Origin of the sequence: Shouchella patagoniensis (assembly GCF_002019705.1) — a bacterium.
Lineage (GTDB): Bacteria > Bacillota > Bacilli > Bacillales > Bacillaceae_D > Shouchella > Shouchella patagoniensis.
Genome location: NZ_KV917377.1, coordinates 2,601,044 through 2,618,236, shown reverse-complemented (window position 1 = coordinate 2,618,236; position 17,193 = coordinate 2,601,044). Strand labels below are relative to the sequence as shown.

22 protein-coding genes are annotated in these 17,193 nt (G+C 42.6%); 15 read left to right on the top strand and 7 right to left on the bottom strand.

All coding sequences use genetic code 11. From position 1 onward, the window contains the following. Positions 1-2: 2 nt before the first annotated feature. Together BK584_RS25095 and BK584_RS25090 are read right to left on the bottom strand one after the other, a co-directional pair. Entirely contained in the window at positions 3-383 is a 381-nt protein-coding gene (locus BK584_RS25095) for an EamA family transporter (protein ID WP_281255757.1), read from the bottom strand. A 9-nt stretch (positions 384-392) separates the two neighbouring features. Continuing rightward, entirely contained in the window at positions 393-911 is a 519-nt protein-coding gene (locus BK584_RS25090; RefSeq protein ID WP_245808862.1) for a DMT family transporter, read from the bottom strand. Positions 912-1,187: 276 nt separating this feature from the next. Here BK584_RS25090 and BK584_RS13840 point away from each other — a divergent pair, with 276 nt between their 5' ends. Beyond that, a complete protein-coding gene (locus BK584_RS13840; RefSeq protein WP_078393155.1) occupies positions 1,188-1,739 on the top strand; it encodes a GNAT family N-acetyltransferase in 552 nt (183 codons plus the stop codon). A 207-nt stretch (positions 1,740-1,946) separates the two neighbouring features. On the opposite strand, the gene BK584_RS13835 is transcribed toward BK584_RS13840, so the two are convergent. After that, entirely contained in the window at positions 1,947-3,374 is a 1,428-nt protein-coding gene (locus tag BK584_RS13835) for an aldehyde dehydrogenase family protein (RefSeq protein ID WP_078393154.1), read from the bottom strand. Positions 3,375-3,671: 297 nt separating this feature from the next. On the opposite strand from BK584_RS13835, the gene BK584_RS13830 reads away from it, so the two are divergent. Genes BK584_RS13830 through dagF form a run of 8 tightly spaced genes read left to right on the top strand, consistent with a single transcriptional unit; the run spans position 3,672 to position 9,125 of the window. Beyond that, positions 3,672-3,992 (top strand): PRD domain-containing protein, encoded by a 321-nt coding sequence (locus BK584_RS13830; protein ID WP_078393153.1) that lies wholly within the window; start codon positions 3,672-3,674, stop codon positions 3,990-3,992. Positions 3,993-4,017: 25 nt separating this feature from the next. After that, positions 4,018-4,371, top strand: a complete 354-nt coding sequence (locus tag BK584_RS13825; RefSeq protein WP_078393152.1) for an SFCGS family glycine-rich protein — start codon at positions 4,018-4,020, stop codon at positions 4,369-4,371. A 6-nt stretch (positions 4,372-4,377) separates the two neighbouring features. Next, the gene (locus tag BK584_RS13820; RefSeq protein ID WP_078393151.1) at positions 4,378-4,683 is read left to right on the top strand and encodes a DUF4312 family protein; all 306 of its coding nucleotides are present in this window, start codon (positions 4,378-4,380) and stop codon (positions 4,681-4,683) included. 13 nt (positions 4,684-4,696) lie between these two features. Further along, positions 4,697-5,479, top strand: a complete 783-nt coding sequence (locus BK584_RS13815; RefSeq protein ID WP_078393150.1) for a DUF4311 domain-containing protein — start codon at positions 4,697-4,699, stop codon at positions 5,477-5,479. Between the two features lie 13 nt (positions 5,480-5,492). Then, positions 5,493-6,167 carry a DUF4310 family protein gene (locus tag BK584_RS13810; protein ID WP_245808861.1) on the top strand — a complete coding sequence of 225 codons (675 nt, stop codon included), beginning with the start codon at positions 5,493-5,495 and terminating at the stop codon, positions 6,165-6,167. A 39-nt stretch (positions 6,168-6,206) separates the two neighbouring features. After that, positions 6,207-7,301 (top strand): amidohydrolase/deacetylase family metallohydrolase, encoded by a 1,095-nt coding sequence (locus tag BK584_RS13805; protein ID WP_078393149.1) that lies wholly within the window; start codon positions 6,207-6,209, stop codon positions 7,299-7,301. Further along, positions 7,291-8,388, top strand: a complete 1,098-nt coding sequence (locus BK584_RS13800) for a DgaE family pyridoxal phosphate-dependent ammonia lyase (protein WP_078393148.1) — start codon at positions 7,291-7,293, stop codon at positions 8,386-8,388. Before BK584_RS13805 ends, BK584_RS13800 begins: the two co-directional genes overlap by 11 nt. Then, on the top strand, positions 8,385-9,125 hold the full coding sequence (gene dagF / locus BK584_RS13795; protein ID WP_139365675.1) for a 2-dehydro-3-deoxy-phosphogluconate aldolase: 741 nt from the start codon (positions 8,385-8,387) through the stop codon (positions 9,123-9,125). Before BK584_RS13800 ends, dagF begins: the two co-directional genes overlap by 4 nt. A gap of 7 nt (positions 9,126-9,132) precedes the next feature. Here the strand turns inward: dagF and BK584_RS24660 are convergent, their stop codons facing one another. The 4 genes from BK584_RS24660 to BK584_RS13780 form a co-directional block, all read right to left on the bottom strand. Then, positions 9,133-9,288, bottom strand: coding sequence for a hypothetical protein (locus tag BK584_RS24660; protein WP_169871272.1), 156 nt, complete (start codon positions 9,286-9,288; stop codon positions 9,133-9,135). A 188-nt stretch (positions 9,289-9,476) separates the two neighbouring features. Beyond that, a complete protein-coding gene (locus BK584_RS13790; protein WP_078393146.1) occupies positions 9,477-10,187 on the bottom strand; it encodes a GntR family transcriptional regulator in 711 nt (236 codons plus the stop codon). 5 nt (positions 10,188-10,192) lie between these two features. Further along, the gene (locus BK584_RS13785) at positions 10,193-11,188 is read right to left on the bottom strand and encodes a sugar kinase (protein WP_078393145.1); all 996 of its coding nucleotides are present in this window, start codon (positions 11,186-11,188) and stop codon (positions 10,193-10,195) included. Between the two features lie 73 nt (positions 11,189-11,261). After that, on the bottom strand, positions 11,262-11,588 hold the full coding sequence (locus tag BK584_RS13780) for a cupin domain-containing protein (protein WP_245809010.1): 327 nt from the start codon (positions 11,586-11,588) through the stop codon (positions 11,262-11,264). Between the two features lie 241 nt (positions 11,589-11,829). Between BK584_RS13780 and BK584_RS13775 the strand changes: the two genes are divergently transcribed. From BK584_RS13775 to BK584_RS13750, 6 genes are all read left to right on the top strand, one after another. Further along, a complete protein-coding gene (locus BK584_RS13775) occupies positions 11,830-12,987 on the top strand; it encodes an MFS transporter (RefSeq protein ID WP_078393143.1) in 1,158 nt (385 codons plus the stop codon). A 39-nt stretch (positions 12,988-13,026) separates the two neighbouring features. Further along, complete coding sequence (locus BK584_RS13770; protein WP_078393142.1) at positions 13,027-13,464, top strand: NUDIX hydrolase; 438 nt, start codon at positions 13,027-13,029, stop codon at positions 13,462-13,464. A gap of 233 nt (positions 13,465-13,697) precedes the next feature. Then, positions 13,698-14,660 carry a YncE family protein gene (locus BK584_RS13765; RefSeq protein WP_078393141.1) on the top strand — a complete coding sequence of 321 codons (963 nt, stop codon included), beginning with the start codon at positions 13,698-13,700 and terminating at the stop codon, positions 14,658-14,660. Continuing rightward, complete coding sequence (locus BK584_RS13760; protein ID WP_078393140.1) at positions 14,660-15,340, top strand: response regulator transcription factor; 681 nt, start codon at positions 14,660-14,662, stop codon at positions 15,338-15,340. Before BK584_RS13765 ends, BK584_RS13760 begins: the two co-directional genes overlap by 1 nt. Next, positions 15,337-16,749 (top strand): sensor histidine kinase, encoded by a 1,413-nt coding sequence (locus BK584_RS13755; protein ID WP_078393139.1) that lies wholly within the window; start codon positions 15,337-15,339, stop codon positions 16,747-16,749. The genes BK584_RS13760 and BK584_RS13755 overlap by 4 nt, the downstream gene beginning before the upstream one ends. After that, positions 16,746-17,171 carry a FixH family protein gene (locus BK584_RS13750; RefSeq protein WP_169871270.1) on the top strand — a complete coding sequence of 142 codons (426 nt, stop codon included), beginning with the start codon at positions 16,746-16,748 and terminating at the stop codon, positions 17,169-17,171. Before BK584_RS13755 ends, BK584_RS13750 begins: the two co-directional genes overlap by 4 nt. Positions 17,172-17,193: the final 22 nt, after the last annotated feature.

Sequence of the window (17,193 nt, the reverse complement as noted above, 5' to 3'; positions counted from 1 at the left end):
AATCACCTCTTATATCTAGTTATAAACTTATCGCCACTTCTGTTCATTAAAATAACTCCTCCTATAATTATGACGCCGCCAACCATGCTTATGAGTACGATTTTTTCATTGAGAAGATGGACAGCTGCAATCAGTGTAGCAATCGGTTCCGCATACAAAAAAGAAGAGGTGCGAGAAGCACCAATTGTGTTAATCGCTTTAGACCAGCACCAATAGGCAATTCCAGAAACAAAAATACCTAAAAACAATAAGTGTGACCATTCAACTATACCTATTAAATAAAGTTGCTTAGTGCCCTCGTTTGAGAGGAAAAGAGGCATCGATAATAACGCACCTATAAGGCATGTATAACATGTAATCGCAAGAGGTGGTAAAGGAATCACGATTTGTTTTTACAAAATGGAATAAATCGCCCAATTCAGCGTGCTTAGTAGCTTGAGGAAATAACCTATGTTGGCATAAAAAGCAACTGATTGTCCATTTGAGCCAGAGATAACCAATATCACACCAATCGTTGCGATGACAATACCAACTGATTTTTTAGGCGTTAGGCGTTCGTTTAAACATACAATTGATAAAGCTACCGTAAAAACAGGTGCAAATGAAATCATCCAGCCTGCTGCTGAGGCATCAATAGTAAGTAACGCAGTAAGTTGCAGCAATTGATGCACAAAAACACCGATAACACTTAATACAAATAAGTGAGGCAAATAGCGGAGAGGCGGAAGTTTAGCTCCTTTTGAGAAAAGGAGCAAGAGAAACAGAAAAAGTGCACCGATCCCAAATCTTATAAAAAGGAGCGTGCTTGAATCAATAAACGGGAGAACCACCTTGGCAGATACAAATGAGATACCCCAGAAACAAACAGCAGTAAGTGCATAGAAAGAAGCTAGAGAAGTAGAGCTATTCACGTTTTTCATCCTTCCGGAACGAAGCATATATCATTGTATGCCTGTCCGAAGACGATGTATGAATAGAGCGTGGAAAACAAAAAAACCTCTAACAATTTGTTAGAGGTTAAAGGGGGAATAGGGAATACAATAACCATTGTATCCGCCTAGGTTTTTTCTTATACATCATTCGTTAATATTATTTACAGAATCATGTAACAAAACGAATTGACCAATGTGTTTTCATGTATAATGGAATGCAATATCTGGCTGAAATCAGGAGAATGAGGTGAAGGGATTATTTATCAGAAAACAGAGAAAACAATTGAGACAGATCGTTTGCTTTTACGCTTGTTTAAAAAAGAGGATGCTGAAACGGTCAGTAGAATGTGCAACAATTATAATCTATATAAGAGTACGTTAACTCTTCCATATCCTTATACACTGGATTGCGCTCTTTTATGGATTTCGACTCATGAACAGAATTTCGAAGAGAATAAACGATATGAATTTGCAGTAACAGATAAGTTTAGCGGACAGTTATATGGCGCAATTAGTATGTCGAATCAGCAACCTCATCGAAATGGGGAAATGGGTTACTGGATAGCAGAAGAGTATTGGGGCAATGGATACGGAACAGAAGCAGCAAAGGCAGTTATTGAGTTTGTATTTAGTGAAAAGAAATACCACCGGGTTTATGCACGATTTTTGAAATCAAACCCTGCCTCTGGAAAGATCATGGAAAAGTGCGGGATGGAATATGAAGGAATCCAAAAAGACCATGTAGTAAAAAATGGTTTATTTGAAGACGTCGTGCTGTATGGCATCATCAACAAAAATGAAGAGTAAGAAGAAGAAAGTTCCTGCATGCGGAGTTCAGTTTGTTGACAAAATCTCGATTGATCAAGAATGTCGCACGCCGTTTTACTGATGAAAAAATCACGCGTCCAGTATGCATTTCGCTGTTTGCGGGCGACGGAAAAGCCTCGCAGCTTGCTGCAAGGCTTTTTTTCGTCTTAACTTCCACATAAATGATGTCTCACAAGTGTTACCTATTTAAGAGGGCATTCCAAGTACAGCTTTAACTTCAAGGTATTCTTCAATACCGAAGTCACCCCACTCACGGCCGATACCAGACTGTTTGAAACCGCCAAATGGCGCCATAAAGTCTGTCCGCGCGTTATTAACGGTAATCTGACCGGCACGGATGTTTGAAGCAACATAGCGTAGCTGTTCAGGGTCATTACCAACGACGTAGCCTGCAAGGCCATAAATCGTATCGTTGGCGATTTCCAATGCATGATCAAGATCATCATACGTAATGATCGAGATAACCGGGCCGAAGATTTCTTCTTGAGCAATGACCATATCGTTCGAAACGTTTGTAAAAACAGTTGGTTTTGCGAAGTAACCTTTGTGTAGACCTTCTGGTTTACCAGTTCCACCTACAAGTACAGTCGCTCCTTCGTCAATTCCTTTTTGAATGTACGATTGAACGGTATCCCACTGACCTTCAGAAACAAGTGGTCCTGCATTATGACCATCTTCACGCGGGTTACCCATTGAGAATGATGGTAGGACTTTTTGAACGGCATCTTCGAATTTGTCTTTCTTTGTCTTAGGCACAAGAATACGGGTTGCTGCGGTACACACTTGTCCAGTATTCATAAACATATTGGAAACGGCCATTTTTGCTGCTTTTTCCATATCCGCATCTTCTAGTACAATAAGTGGTGATTTACCACCAAGTTCAAGTGCAACTTTTTTAATGGTTTTAGAAGCGTTTTGCATAATTTTTTCACCAACGCCACCAGAACCTGTAAAGGATACAAAATCGATATCAGGGTGTGAGCTAATACCGTCGCCAATCACATCACCTGTCCCATTTACAAGGTTAAATGCCCCTTTTGGAACGCCAGCTTCATGAATGATGTCTGCTAAAATCATTGCCGCATAAGGCGTTTTTTCAGCTGGTTTTAATACAACTGGACTTCCTGCTGCAATCGCGCCGGCGATTTTAGTAGATGTTTGGTTGGTTGGGAAGTTCCATGGTGTAATTAAACCACTAACCCCAATACTCTCTTTCACGAGTGTATGACCATCACGATCCTCTGAAAATGAGAATGTTTTGAGTGCTTCAGCCGCTTTTTTAAAGTGTGCAAGTCCCATTTTAAAATGAACATGCTCTGAAATAGACAGAGGAGCACCAAGTTCATCTGTCATTACATCAATTAATTCACTGCTGCGTTTTTTATAACCTTCAACAATCTTCTCTAGCCAGTCAATTCGTTCTTCTCTAGTAGACTTAGAAAAAGAAGGATAAGCTGCTTTTGCTGCAGCAACGGCTTTGTCGAGATCTTCCTTTGTACCTGCGCTAATCTTGCCAATCACTTCTTCGGTTGCAGGGTTTATCACTTCAATTGTGTCTGATCCAGCGGGTTCGATCCATTCTCCATTAATAAAATGTTTTGTTTGATTACGCACGAAAATCGCCCCTTCTTTTTTAATATCTATTTGGTTGATTGACTGTTTTTTGCTTACATTGTTATGTCTACCCGTCTATGAAAGAACTAAAACAAATGAATAAAGTGAGTAAGGAAAAACACGCCATCCCCTGTTTTCTGGGGTTTTAAATAAACGTTCGAAAGAAAATCTTACAAAAGACTAGAAATAAACATTATAATGTTATGTACTTTATAGAGAAGTTGGCGTATACTGTTGGCATATAGGCAACGCTTACATATCGGAAGAACAGTCTGTATAAAAAAGGGGTGTGGGAAAATGGGCTATGGCCAGTATTATCGAAAAAGTCAAAATGAAGCTCTGTGCCAAAAACTGCATGAAGAAGCAAATCGCTTTTTTATAGGGAAGGAGCAGACGCTTGAGAGCTATCAGGAAGAAGCACTAGTCAATCACTTAGCGGAAATGATCTTACGCTCTGCAAACAAAGCGCCAATCGATCCTCTGGATAAAGCGATGTTTAATGAGCTTTCTAACGAGTCTTTAGAGCAAGCAAGATCAATCGTCCGGCTACTCGAACATTTGCCAGATGATGAGGCGTATTTATTAGCGATTCATTTTGAAGTAACCAACTATAACTAATGAAAGAAGAAAAGGAGCCAATCATATGAAAATTGTTATTGCCGACCGTTTAGGGAAAGGTCAAAATGTCGGAAAGGGGGCCGAAGCAGCTGGAGCGGAGGCCATCGTTGTCCCTGGTATGGGGGCGGATATGAAACTAGGAGATGAGATGAATAAAGTCGCTGCCGACCTTGGCATTTCTTTTTGCGGAAGCGGTGGCGCAGGGGCCATTACCGCTCAGACTAAATATGGTTATAAAGCAAAGTACGGGATGCGATCGATCGAAGAAGGAGTTACTGCGATTAATGATGGCTATACAGTCTTAGGGTTTGGGTTTATGGATAAAGAAGAGCTTGGTAAACGGATTGTGGAAGCTTATTTAAAAAAGCAACAGGGGTGAGCAGCTGTGGTTGAACAAGGAAACAAACACGTAGATGTGAGCGGAAAAGGAAGCTCAAAAGAAGAGGCGATTAGCCATGCACTGAGCAAAATCCAACGCCAAGTGTTTAAAGGGAACAATCAATTGCTCCTGCGGATGGAGCCACAATCGGTGGAAGTGTTAAAGGCTGAAACTCTTACTTATACCGAACGTTTCTTATTTTTGTTCATGCCCCGAAAAAAAGTGGTTTACCATATAACATTAAGAGTGGGAGTCGCAACAAAATCATTCAATCAAGAATTGATTCAATGGAACGAAAAGACTACTCCTTAGAGGAGGTAAAGATATGAGCGAGTTTATAGTCATTTTGCTGAAGTCACTTGTCATTGGTGGACTTGTTGGGTTTGCGGTAGGCATTGGAGCGGCACGTATGTTCCATGCACCAAAGTCACAAGCGCTGGGCGCATTTCGGACTTTAGGTGAGATGAATGCTTGTGCTGGAGACCGTGTGTCGCATTTTTCATTTGGTCTTGGTTTCTTCTTTAATGCATGGGCTTCAGCGGTTGGGGCAGGGGCATTCACCCAAGATGTTGATCACCGGATTATCCCAAACTGGGCTGCAGCTCTTGTTATGCGAAAAGGAAGTAGCATAGAGGAAACGATGCATGACCCGAAAAAAATGGGTTTTGCAGGAGCTATTATAGGAATGGTGGTTGTTGCATTTTTAAGTTCAACAACAGCGGCAATACCAGTAGGATTGCGGAATGTTGCGCTAGAAGTGCTCGCACCTGCTGCGGAGTGGCTTATTAACCCAGTCATGCCTGTTATTTTTTGGCTGGCAGCTTTAGATGCCGGAAAGCGAACGGGGTTTTGGGGAACAGTCTTTGGCGGGCTCTCTCATATTATTATGGGAAACGCGGTTCCTGGCGTTGTTTTAGGAATCTTAGTCGGTAAGGGAGTAGACGATGGCGGATGGAATAAAGTGACAAAAGCATTATTTGCGGCTATTGTTGTCTTGTTTATGCTAAGTGCGTTTTTCCGCCAAATCGATATTGAATTAATCGAAAGCTTAAATATGAATGTCCCGGCTTGGCTTGAGCAATTGCATAGCTTGATTTCTGTAGAGTAGGAGGAGAATACGCGTGGAAGTTGAGAAAATTCAACAATTAGATGAGAGCGATTTAAAATACAAAAAATCATTTTGGTATGCGGATTGGTCGTTTCCGATTATTGTAGCGCTACTTTCTGCCGGAATTTTTTCCGGGACCCATATGTATTATGTACATAAAGTTGGCGCTTTTAACGAAGTAGCCATTGTTGCCATGCTTGAAGCCGGAATTCAAGGAGCTGGGTATGGAGCTGCAGCTGCATTTGGAGCAAGCTTTTTGTTTGCCCGTATTCTTGAAGGTGGGCTCGTTGGTATTTTGGACATTGGCGGATCCATTTTAACGGGAGTGGGGATTGGTATTCCAGCGATGTTGCTCGGGGCGGGCATTGTTTTACCAATTGAAAATTTTTGGGTTTCATTGTTGACAGGATTAGCGCTAGGCGTTGCAATCGGCTATATTGTCATTTTAATTAAAAAATTAACAGTTGGCCAAGCGAATTCAACGTTTGGTAGCGATGTCATGATGGGAGCCGGAAACTCGGCCGGAAGATTTCTTGGACCATTAATCATTATTTCCGCTGCTAGCGTGTCGATCCCGATTGGTTTAGGCTCTTGTTTGGGAGGAGCCCTGTTTTATCTATGGAATAAGCCTGTAGCAGGAGGGGCTATCATCGGAGCGATGGTGTTGGGTGCTTTTTTTCCTGTTTAAAAATCATGCATATGTACGATGAAGGAGTATGCCATTGTTATGAAACAGATCTTTAAACATATAAAACTAGCAAATGGAAAGAGGAGAGACGTTGTTGTTGAAGCGGGGCTGATTCAAGAAGTGTCCGAACAGTATGATGGCAGCGCAGATGTGATCGAATTGCCTGATGATGCTTATCTTTCTCCTGGTTGGATTGACTTACACACCCATGCGTTTCCAAAGTATCCTCCATACGGGGCAGAGGCCGATGATATTGGTTGGAAGACAGGCGTGACAACGGTTGTTGACGCGGGTACTTGTGGCGCTGATGACATACAGGAGTTTTATGAGTTTGCTGAACGTTGCAAAACGCGTGTACTGTCTTTTTTAAACATTTCAAGAGTAGGACTATCGAGGACCGATGAATTAAGCGATTTAACAAATCTTTCTTTAGATGCAGCAGAGGCGGCAATGACAATGTATCCAGCGTTTATCGTTGGAATCAAAGCTCGGATGAGCGGTAGTGTTGTTGGGGAAAGTGGCATCGAGCCTTTAAAGCTGGCGAAAAAGCTGCAAGACCGTGTGAAAAAGCCTCTGATGGTTCATATCGGCAGTGCGCCGCCACAAGTGGAGGACATCCTGCACTTGCTTAGCGCAGGAGATATAGTCACACATTGTTATAACGGGAAAGAAAACAATGTATTTAATCAAACAGGAACGCCATTGCCTGCTCTAACGAAAGCGATTGATCGGGGCGTCTTGCTTGATATTGGTCATGGAACGGAAAGCTTTTCTTTTAAAGCGGCTGAGTATGGACAAACGTCGGGTGTGGTTTTTGACACAATCAGCACGGATATTTATAACGGCAATAAGGAGGGTGGACCGGTTTATAGTATGGCAACGACACTAACAAAGTTGCTAGCGCTTGGGTCGTCACTAGAATCATGTATTCAAGCCGTCACGGAAAAGCCAGCAGTAGCAATAGGGCGCGCTGACCTTGGTCAGCTTCGTCCGGGGGCAAAAGCAGAGTTTACCGTTTTTCGACAAGTAGACGAAAGCAGCGAGTTAATTGATTCATACGGAAACAAACGGTACAGCAAGACGACAATTAAACCAATTGGCGTATACATTGGAGGGTTATATCATGAGCTCTGATTATGGCTTAAAAAAGACGATCAATGCAAGTGGCAGAATGACGATTTTAGGAGTTTCGACGTTATCAGAAGCTGTTTTAAGTGGAATCGCTTATGGCGGCAAGCACTATTTTGAAATGGCAGAGCTTTATAAGCGATCAGGAGAACTAGTTGCCGCCCATTGCCAGAGCGAAAGCGCGATGATTACAAACTCGGCTTCCGCAGCATTAACGTTAGCAATCGCCGGGCTTATTACAAAAGAGGATCCTTATTTGGTTGAACATCTTCATAAGGAAGCACCGAAACTAGCGAATGAGATCATCTTGATGAAAGGCCATAATGTTGATTACGGTGCGCCAATTGAGACGATGGTCTATCTTGGAGGCGGCATTGTAAAAGAAGTTGGTTACGCCAATGGCTGCAAGCCCGAACATGTAATACATGCAGTAAATGAGAAAACAGCAGCTGTTTTATTCGTTCAATCCCATCACTGCGTCCAAAAAAATATGCCAACGCTTGAATCGATTTACAAAGTGTGCAAGGAAAAAAACATTCCGTTGATCGTTGATGCAGCTGCGGAAGATGGCATTTCAACTTTTAGCGAAGTGAGCGATCTTGTTATTTTTAGTGGATCCAAAGCGATAGAAGGTCCGTCATGTGGGATTTTAGCTGGGAAAAACGAGTTTGTTTCTTATGCAGTCGCACATCGATCCTATATTGGCCGGGCGATGAAAGTAGGCAAAGAAACTGTGTTTGGTCTGCTGGCTGCGCTTGATGAATATGGACAAAAAACGATGAGCCTTGCTGAACAGCATGACGTAGTCAAGGTTTTTGACGCATTGAATCAGCTTGAAGGAGTTCGTGTTGAAACTACGGAAGACCCTGCTGGGCGGCCTATTGTACGCGCGCGGGTGCATGTTGATAGCGATCTTGGAAAGATGAGTGCGGTGAAGTTGGTCGAGTTGCTTAAAAAAGGCGATATTCCGATCTATACACGCGATTACCATGCCAATGAAGGGCATATTGATTTAGATCCGCGGCCATTGCTTGATGGCGACGCTGATTTCATTGTGAAGCGGTTTAACGAATTATGGGAGGGAAAGCGATGAGTCCATTTTATAAAGGCCGCGTTAGTGTAAATGTGCTTGCGAGCTCAATTGAAAACGCAAAAGACTGTTTTGAAGCAGCGGAGGGGTACGCGCTTATTGGCGTATTGTCGAAAAACTATAGCACAGTCGAAGCTGCAGCAGAGGCAATGAAGGGTTATGGAGTGGAAATTGACAACTGTGTCTCGGTTGGTTTAGGTGCAGGAGACCCAAACCAATGGAAGATGGTTGGCGAAATCGTGCGAAGCTATAAACCAAAGCACATTAATCAAGTTTTTACAGGAGTGGGTTACACGCGCGCAGCTGTTGAGAATGAAGACACAATTATCAATTGCCTTGTGTCGCCTACAGGAAAGCCTGGCTATGTAGCCGTTTCAACTGGACCGCTTAGTTCGAAGGAAGAGCCGGCCGTTGTGCCAATTGATACAGCGATTGCGATGATGAAAGATATGGGCGCAAACTCCGTTAAATTTTTCCCGATGAGGGGGCTTGAAACGGTTGATGAATACCGCGTTGTTGCAAAAGCATGTGCGAAACAATCGTTTTGGCTTGAACCGACTGGTGGAATTGACTTAGAAAATGTAGAAGAAATTGTGCAAATTGCGCTTGATGAAGGGGTTGAAAAGGTCATTCCCCATGTGTATTCATCTATTATTGATAAAGAAACGAGCCTAACTAAAACGGAGGCTGTTGCAAAATTGCATGGCAAAATGAAGGCGTTAGTGGATCGTAGCCTTTAAAACGTGATCAACGGACGTTATCGCGGTCCGTTCCTTGCAAGCCTTTTCGTAACAAGGCGTATACTGCTCCAGAGAACGTGCTGATCTTTTTCTTTTTTCGATAGGTTTCAATCTGCTGAACGAGATCGGTTGGGAATTTTATTAGCTTTGGAATGCGTTTCATTCTGACTCCTTCTTTGGTTAAATGGAACGATCGACCATTGGCGATGAAGATTATCTTTGAAGACTTTTTTCAAGTGAATCATACTCCCGAACAAAAAGTCTGTCAACAGTTGGAAGTAATAAAAAGACAGGCGTATAGATAAGACCAGGAGTTTCCAATAGAAAAAAGGAGAATCCAGGCATTTGGCTTTACACATTGAAATTAATGACATAGCTATGCAAGTCAGTTAAATAATAAGCAATGGAATACTCGATCAGCGATTCGTGTAAGTCGTAAGCAGAGCGCGTTCGTACAAGCAGTGGCTTTTGTTCTATGAGCAGGAGTTTGCTCACTGCCATGGGTGGGGCAGCCACATGAAACTCGTCTCTAAACCGATTAAAGGAAACGCCAGATTCTTGCAGGGCGTTGTAAAGCGACCGTTCATAGATCCCCGGTTCTAAGGAAAGGGCAATCGTGTTCGGGATATAATGAACCATATAAATATAAGGCTTTTGATCAAGATAATAGAGCCTTTCAATTAACGTGTACGCTTTTATTGAGCAAATGTGTTTCAAGGAGTCTGGCGGTGCGGTCTGTTGCGAAATGGACAGCACTTCCTTAGACAATTGCTTGCCTGCTTGCAGCAAATGGCTTGAGAAATTTTGTCCTGTCGACATATTAATAATAGCAGCATTATCAAGCACTGTTGTACCAATTCCACTACGTTTATCGACATAACCTTCACTTGCCAGTTGTTCCACTGCTTTCCTAACTGTAATTTTGCTGACACCAAACTCAAGTTCAAGTTGTGATTCAGGTGGTATGAGAGACCTGACGGGATAGACTTGACTTAAAATACGCTCTTTAAGGATGTTTTTTATTTGTGTATATAACGGCCCATTTTTTCGGTTTAACTTCATTTTCATTACCTTTCTAAATCAAGTGTTTGTTTGAGACGCAAGACATCTGTAATTGTGGAGACAGGCGAGTCGCCAACGGTTGTATGAGCTAAGACTCCAGCTGACGTGGCGAATTCAATCCATTCTTCAGGTGGCATCTTTGTTTGCAAACCATGCAAGACGCCGCTTGCGAATCCATCCCCTCCACCAATGCGGTCTAACACATGCAGGTGGTGCATATGTGAATAAGTGACCGATCCATCTTTGACAAGAAACCCTATGAGTGTTTGTTCAGAAACCGATTTTACCGCGCGAATTGTTCCTGCAATCAGTTGTATATGGAACGTTTGCGCAACTCGTGGCAGCAGGTCCCCAATTTGCTCTTTTTTATGTAGGTATGTGGTTTTGAAGCCAAGGATCAACTTTGCGTCGGCTTCTGTTATGAAACAAATATCGGCTAGACGAAGCATTTCCTCATAAACGGGTTGCGCTTCTGCGTATCCGTTTGTCCACAGTTTCGGGCGGTAGTTGCAGTCAAACGAAATCGTCAGCCCACGTTCTTTTGCTTTACGAGCAACAGCGAGCGTCAATTTCCGTGTATGGGCGGAGACTGCTAAACTAATTCCGCAAAAATGAATGAGGCTTGCCGCGTCCAAGCTGTCTAAATCGAATTCGTCCAATTGCGATGTGCAAAAGCTGCTTTGGCTCCGGTCCGTGTAAGTGACGGTGGAAGTTCTTCCACCGAATCCTCGCTCAAGGAAATAGAGTCCGAGCGTATTTCCACCATAAATGCTCTGCCCTGTTTGAATACCAAGAGATTGGAGATAGGACTTCGCAGCCGCACCAAGTGAATTGTTTGGCAACTTGGTAATCATCGCAGTTTCATGACCAAAATGGCTTAATCCACTAAGTACATTGACGCCGGTTCCAGAATAAGACACAAGCAACGATGACGCTTGTGGTAGTTTTTGATACTGTGGTGCTTCCAGCCGCATCATCACTTCACCAAATGCATAAATCATGGAGAGAGCCTCCTTTTATAAACAGTATAACATTATAATATTGAAAATATCAGTCCATTTTGTCTTCGAACCGTTAGCTTCCCGATATGTCTGTTTCTGTTTTTTCGAAACATAGATTAACCGTACGCGTGTATGATCGTGTACGGTGGCGAGTTGCTGCCGGGATTGTGAACATTTCACCAGGTTTTAATGAGACTGTCCGATCTTCGAAATCAATAAAGAGCTCTCCTTCCAGTACAAGGAAGAGTTCATCGCAGTCCTCGTGACTGTGCCAATGATATTCGCCGTCAATGACGGCAATACGTAAGGAATGGTTGTTAATCTCGCTCACAATAAAATTGCTGTATTCTTTTTGATTTTCTACAAGGCTTAACAAATTTATTGCTTCTAATTGCCCGATTTTCAAACCCATCACTCCTACACTTGTTTTTCTAATAACCATTATTCGACAAAATAGTCATGTAATTCCTTTTAGAAAGGTTGGACTTAAGAAGGTAAGAGGTGGACAAGCGAGTTGAGAAGAGCGTTTTTAATGGTTCATGCCCCCAAATGATGCTTGACGGATGATAAGCCCTTGCTTATTCTGTTTGAATAGACAGAAAGATCTTTTTAATAGTTGATCGATCTAGGGAGAGAAAACGATGAGGACATTTTACTTGCTGCTCGCTTTGTTTCTGGCAGCACTCAATTTGCGCCCAGCGATTACTTCAGTGTCGCCATTGCTCGAATCCATTCAAGCTTCTCTTGGAATGAGTGGGATGACAGCTAGTTTGTTGACGACGCTGCCAGTTCTTTGTATGGGCGTTTTTGCTCCGTTTGCAGCAAAAATTAGCAAACGATTTGGTTTAGAAAGGGCGATCTTCTTATCGCTCGTTTTAATTACAATTGCAACCTTTATGAGAGGTGCGATTAGTTCATCGGTTTTATTAATTGCCACCGCTTTTTTAGCAGGGGTGGGTATTGGGATTGCGGGTCCACTTCTTTCAGGTTTTATTAAACAATATTTCCCGGGTAGGCCAGGTCTGGTAAGTATTTATTCAGCGGCGCTTGTCGTTGGAGCAGGTATCGCAGCTGGTGTATCTGTTCCGATTTACGAGGTTGCTCGCTTTAACTGGGGAACTTCTTTAGCCGTATGGGGCCTCCTCGGAGCAGCCGCTGTTTTTGTGTGGTTGAAGTTGGCTTTTAACAAACACACGTATGTAAAAGAAGCAAAGGCAGCCCTGCCGATTCGGAATAAAAGAGCCCTCCTTATGACCTTGTTTTTTGGTTTGATGGCAACTGTGTTTTATACAACAACTGCTTGGGCCGGACCAATCGTCATTAGTATGGGTTACTCAACCGCCGTTGCTGGAACGATGGTAACCGTTTTCCAACTAATTCAAATTCCCGTTTCGCTCACATTGCCTAGCTTTGTTTCAAAGTATGGCTATTTAACAACATCATTAGTTATTTGCAGTTTGTTTGAGTTAACGGGCTTACTGATTCTCTTATTCGGAGGTCACCCTCTTGCTGGTATGGTGTTTATTGGTATGGGTGCAGGGGGGCTGTTCCCATTAGCGATAATGCTGCCAATTGTTGAGACGAGAACAGCCGATGAAGCAAGCTCCTTATCCGCATTAAATCAAGGGGGCGGATATGTACTCGCGGCTTTAGGGCCTTTATTAGTAGGGGGAATGTACGATTATTTTAATAGTTTTACGCCTGCACTATTATTCATGGGAGGACTTGTTGTCTCTATGATTGTGGTTCAATTAGCACTTGGAAAAAGCAAGTTAGATGAACGTGTAAAAGAACGCTAGTAAACCTTTTTTTAAGATTTCCATAAGGTGGGATTAAACTTGTTTATTGTTAATGTAGAAGCGGCTATTTTTAATGAAGGGAATAAATGGCTAGTCATAAAACGAAGCGAGAAAGAAGAACATGCCCCAGGCGAGCTCTCATTAGTTGGCGGGAAAGTGGATGCAACGAGTGGATATGCCGTAGATGTGCTTGAGAAAACAGTTATCCGTGAAGTATGGGAAGAAGTGGGCATTCGTTTACAGGATCAAATTGATTATGTGTATAGCTCATTTTTTACGACACATAATGGTGTGCAAGTAGTGGACGTTGTCTTTTTATGTGAACATGCATCTGGGCAAGCGACTGCCAAAAGCAAAGAGGAAGTAGACGAGGTGAAATGGTTGTCCTCTGAATACATTTTAAGTGATGTGAAAGCTCCTGACTATGTAAAAGAGCATATCCGTCGTGCAGAGAAGGTCAAAGAGACTCGTACATAAATGAGTGCCCGTGTGAACAGTGACAAGGAAAAGTGAGGCGGAGCTACTGTAGAGACACGATTATAAAGCGGTAAAACACTTCTTAACGTTGTCTTTTTTTGTTGCAGAATAGTCGATCTAGCACAGAGCTGGATTGGCTTTTTTAGCATGGGAATACACGTCAGTGAATCCTTTAAGAATTCGTATTTATTTCACATTTAAGTGCTATACTGTTCGGGAAAAGGGGGAACGACATGAAGCGATCACTTGTTGGATTTGTTATGATGGCACTAATGCTTAGTGCGTGTGGAGGTCAACCCTTTTCATTGCCAAATGAAAACGGTTCATACGCGTTCATTTCACATTTGAAGGAACCCTCACTTACGATCTTAGATTTAACGAACGATCAAATAGAAAAAGTGGAACCACTTGAGTCGGCATGGAGCGCCCAAGTAGCGTATGGAGATGGTCAGGTTGCTGCACTTTCCGATGATGGGAAGGAGATCGTTAAACTCGATTTAATGAATGGAGAAATAAACACAGTGACTCGGTTAGAAGAGAGCGCAACAGCCATTGTGCACGTTTCAGATCAACAAGCATTTGCAGTTACTCTTGAAGAAAAAAATGAAGTGCAATTAATTGATGAACAAAGCGGTCAGACGATGGTTTCCATTCCTTTAAGTGGTCAACTTTCAGAGATGGTTGTAACAGACGAGGGACGTTTGTTTGTATTAAGCACAGAAGAGGAATGCGTTTATCAAATAAATATTGAAGAAGGTATGGTAGAAAATTCATTTTCTGTTACTGACCGTGCAGCAGGAATGTATTATGACGGTGACGTGTTATGGATTGGGGGTCATGGGAAGTCGGGTGAACTTAACCAGATGATTTATGGATATGATGGGGATACAGGTTTGCTGGAACAAACAATTGATGTAGGATTAATGCCAATTGCTATAACTGGTGGACAGGACGCTTCCTTTTTTGTTTTATGTCACGGAGACCATCAACTTTATAAAATCAAAGAAGCAGAAGTGGTAGGAACTGTGGAGGTTGGGCAAAACCCGAACTATGTATATATACATCAAGACCAGTTACTTGTGAGTAATTTTGATAGTGACACAGTTACAATCGTGAACAAAGATCCATTTACGGTGGCAGGGGAAGTTGCTGTTGGCTCTGGCCCACACGCCATCGCGTCAGGAGAGATAAAGTAATGGAGAAAAGGACGGTTCTTGTAGTCGATGATGAGCCAGAATTACTGCAACTTGTTGTCACATATTTAAAAAAGGAAGCGTACATCCCCTTAACAGCAAGCAATGGAGCGGATGCTCTACGCCTTATTCAAGACAAACAAATTGACCTTGTTATTTTAGATGTGATGATGGAGGGCATGGATGGTTTTTCTGTATGTGAGACGGTTCGGAAAACATACGCGCTTCCCGTTATTATGTTAACGGCTCGAAGCCATGAGGAAGACAAGATTCGCGCTTTAAAGCTTGGAGCAGACGATTATATGGTTAAACCGTTTAGTCCAAAAGAGCTGATGGCACGTGTTGAGGCAGCACTACGGCGGTCTTATGAACTGAAGCCTATATCTGATTTGCTTGTATTTGCAGAACTTCGAATCAACCGTGGTGCCCGGAGTGTGTACGAATCGGACCAAGAGCTTGTATTGACAAGAAGAGAGTACGAGTTGCTTTTATTTTTAGCGGAAAATCAGAACAGAGCGTTTTCAAGGGAACAGCTTTTCTCTCACGTTTGGACTGATGTAAGTGTGAGTTCGTTACGAACTGTTGATACGCATATAAAGACTCTGCGCTTGAAGTTAGGTCCTGCTGGTCGGATGATTCAAACTGTTTGGGGCGTAGGTTATAAATTTGAGGGAACAGGATGACAGGTTTCTCAATCCGTAAAAAAGTGTGGTTTGGGATTGCCGCCACGGCGGCAGCTGTTATAGGTCTATCTAGCTTGCTCGTCTTTTATCTATATGAGCGGCTTTATGTGGATGAACAAATCGCGCGATTCACAGAGGAAGGACAAGCATTAGCGCAAGTATACGAGGAATATGGAGCGTCAGAAGCTTTATTTGACCGAATGGAATGGCTTGATGAAACGACGGATGCGCTCTATCTTTTTACAGAGGACCCAATGGAGCTTTCAGGAGGTGTGCCCTTTGAAAGCGCTGCAGGTGATGAACTCATTACATATGAAGAACGACAGGTTCTTCTACAAGGTGATACAGTTCTAATTCGCCGTGAACACCCTCGCTTTCACCAAGACATGCTAGGCATCGCCATTCCGCTCTTAGATGGAGACCTTCTAGGGGGTGCAGTGTTTATTTCCATGCCGCTGGCAGATGTGTATGATGCATTTGCAGATATTCAGTGGTTGCTTTATGGTGCCCTCGTTCTTGCTGTAGCCATCATTGTTTTTCTAGGCAATCGCATTACACGGAGACTACTCGATCCACTGCTAAAGATGAAGGCAGTTGCAAAGAAAATGGCACAAGGTGATTTTAGTAAACGTGTGACGATTGGAAAAAAAGAAGATGAGATGGATGAATTGGCACGTTCATTAAATCATTTAGCTCATTCGTTACAGCAAGTTGAGGAAAATCGACGCTTGTTTCTTGCGGATCTTGCCCATGAGTTGCGAACGCCTCTTAGCTATATGGTTGGCTATATTGAAGGTATGCAAGAAGGGGTAATGGGGCAGGAGCAAGGTATGGCCATACTATCGAAAGAAACAGCAAGATTGAATCGACTTGTTAATGACTTGTTGGACCTTGCCCAATTAGAGGGAGAGGCTTACCCGCTTAAACTGGATGCGGTTGTATTTGCAGAACTAATTCGTGAAGCGAGTGAGACGGTTGCGTTTGAAGCAAAACGAAAAGAAATGCATCTCTCCCTTGAACTTGATGAAGATAGTATTATTCAAGCCGATCGTGATCGAATGAAACAGGTCATTATCAATTTACTTACAAATGCGATTGCTTATTCGGAGCCGAAAAAAACAATTAAGATTACACTCATAGCAACAGATGGTAAAGCTTTAATGACAATACATGATCAAGGTTTTGGTATTCCTAAAACAGATCTTCCTTATGTAACCGACCGCTTTTTTAGAGTAAAGCGTGCCCGTAGTCGTGAAAATGGAGGTACAGGACTAGGCTTAGCGATTGTACAAGAAATTATTGCACGTCATAATGGACTCTTTCTCCTGGAGTCTAATGATGATGGAACGAAAGCGATCGTTCAACTAAATGAATTTAACTTTGAGGAATGGAGGGGAGAGGAGCAATGAGGGGGTTACTAACGACCATACTTGCGTTCATTTTGCTTGTCGGTTGTTCACAAGAAGATGGTGGGAACGAAGTATCACTAGAGATGATTGACGTTACTATAGATGTTGAAGACGAGCAACAAGTAGGCGAATTGTTTGATTTACAAACATGGGTAGCACAAGGGGACGATAAAGTGGAAGATGCCCATGAAGTATTGTTCGAACTATGGAAAAACGGAGATCGAGACAATGGAGAGTTCCATGAAGCCGTTCACGAGAAAGACGGTTTATACAGTGCTCCAGTTAAGGTCTCCGAAGATGGGATCTACTTGCTTCAAGCTCATGTAACGGCACGAGATATGCATGTAATGCCAACTCAAGAAATTATAGTTGGAGCTGTAAGTGAAGAAGAGCGTGAAGCCTTTTATGAAGATAGAGAGTAATCGGTTCATCTACCATTCATAA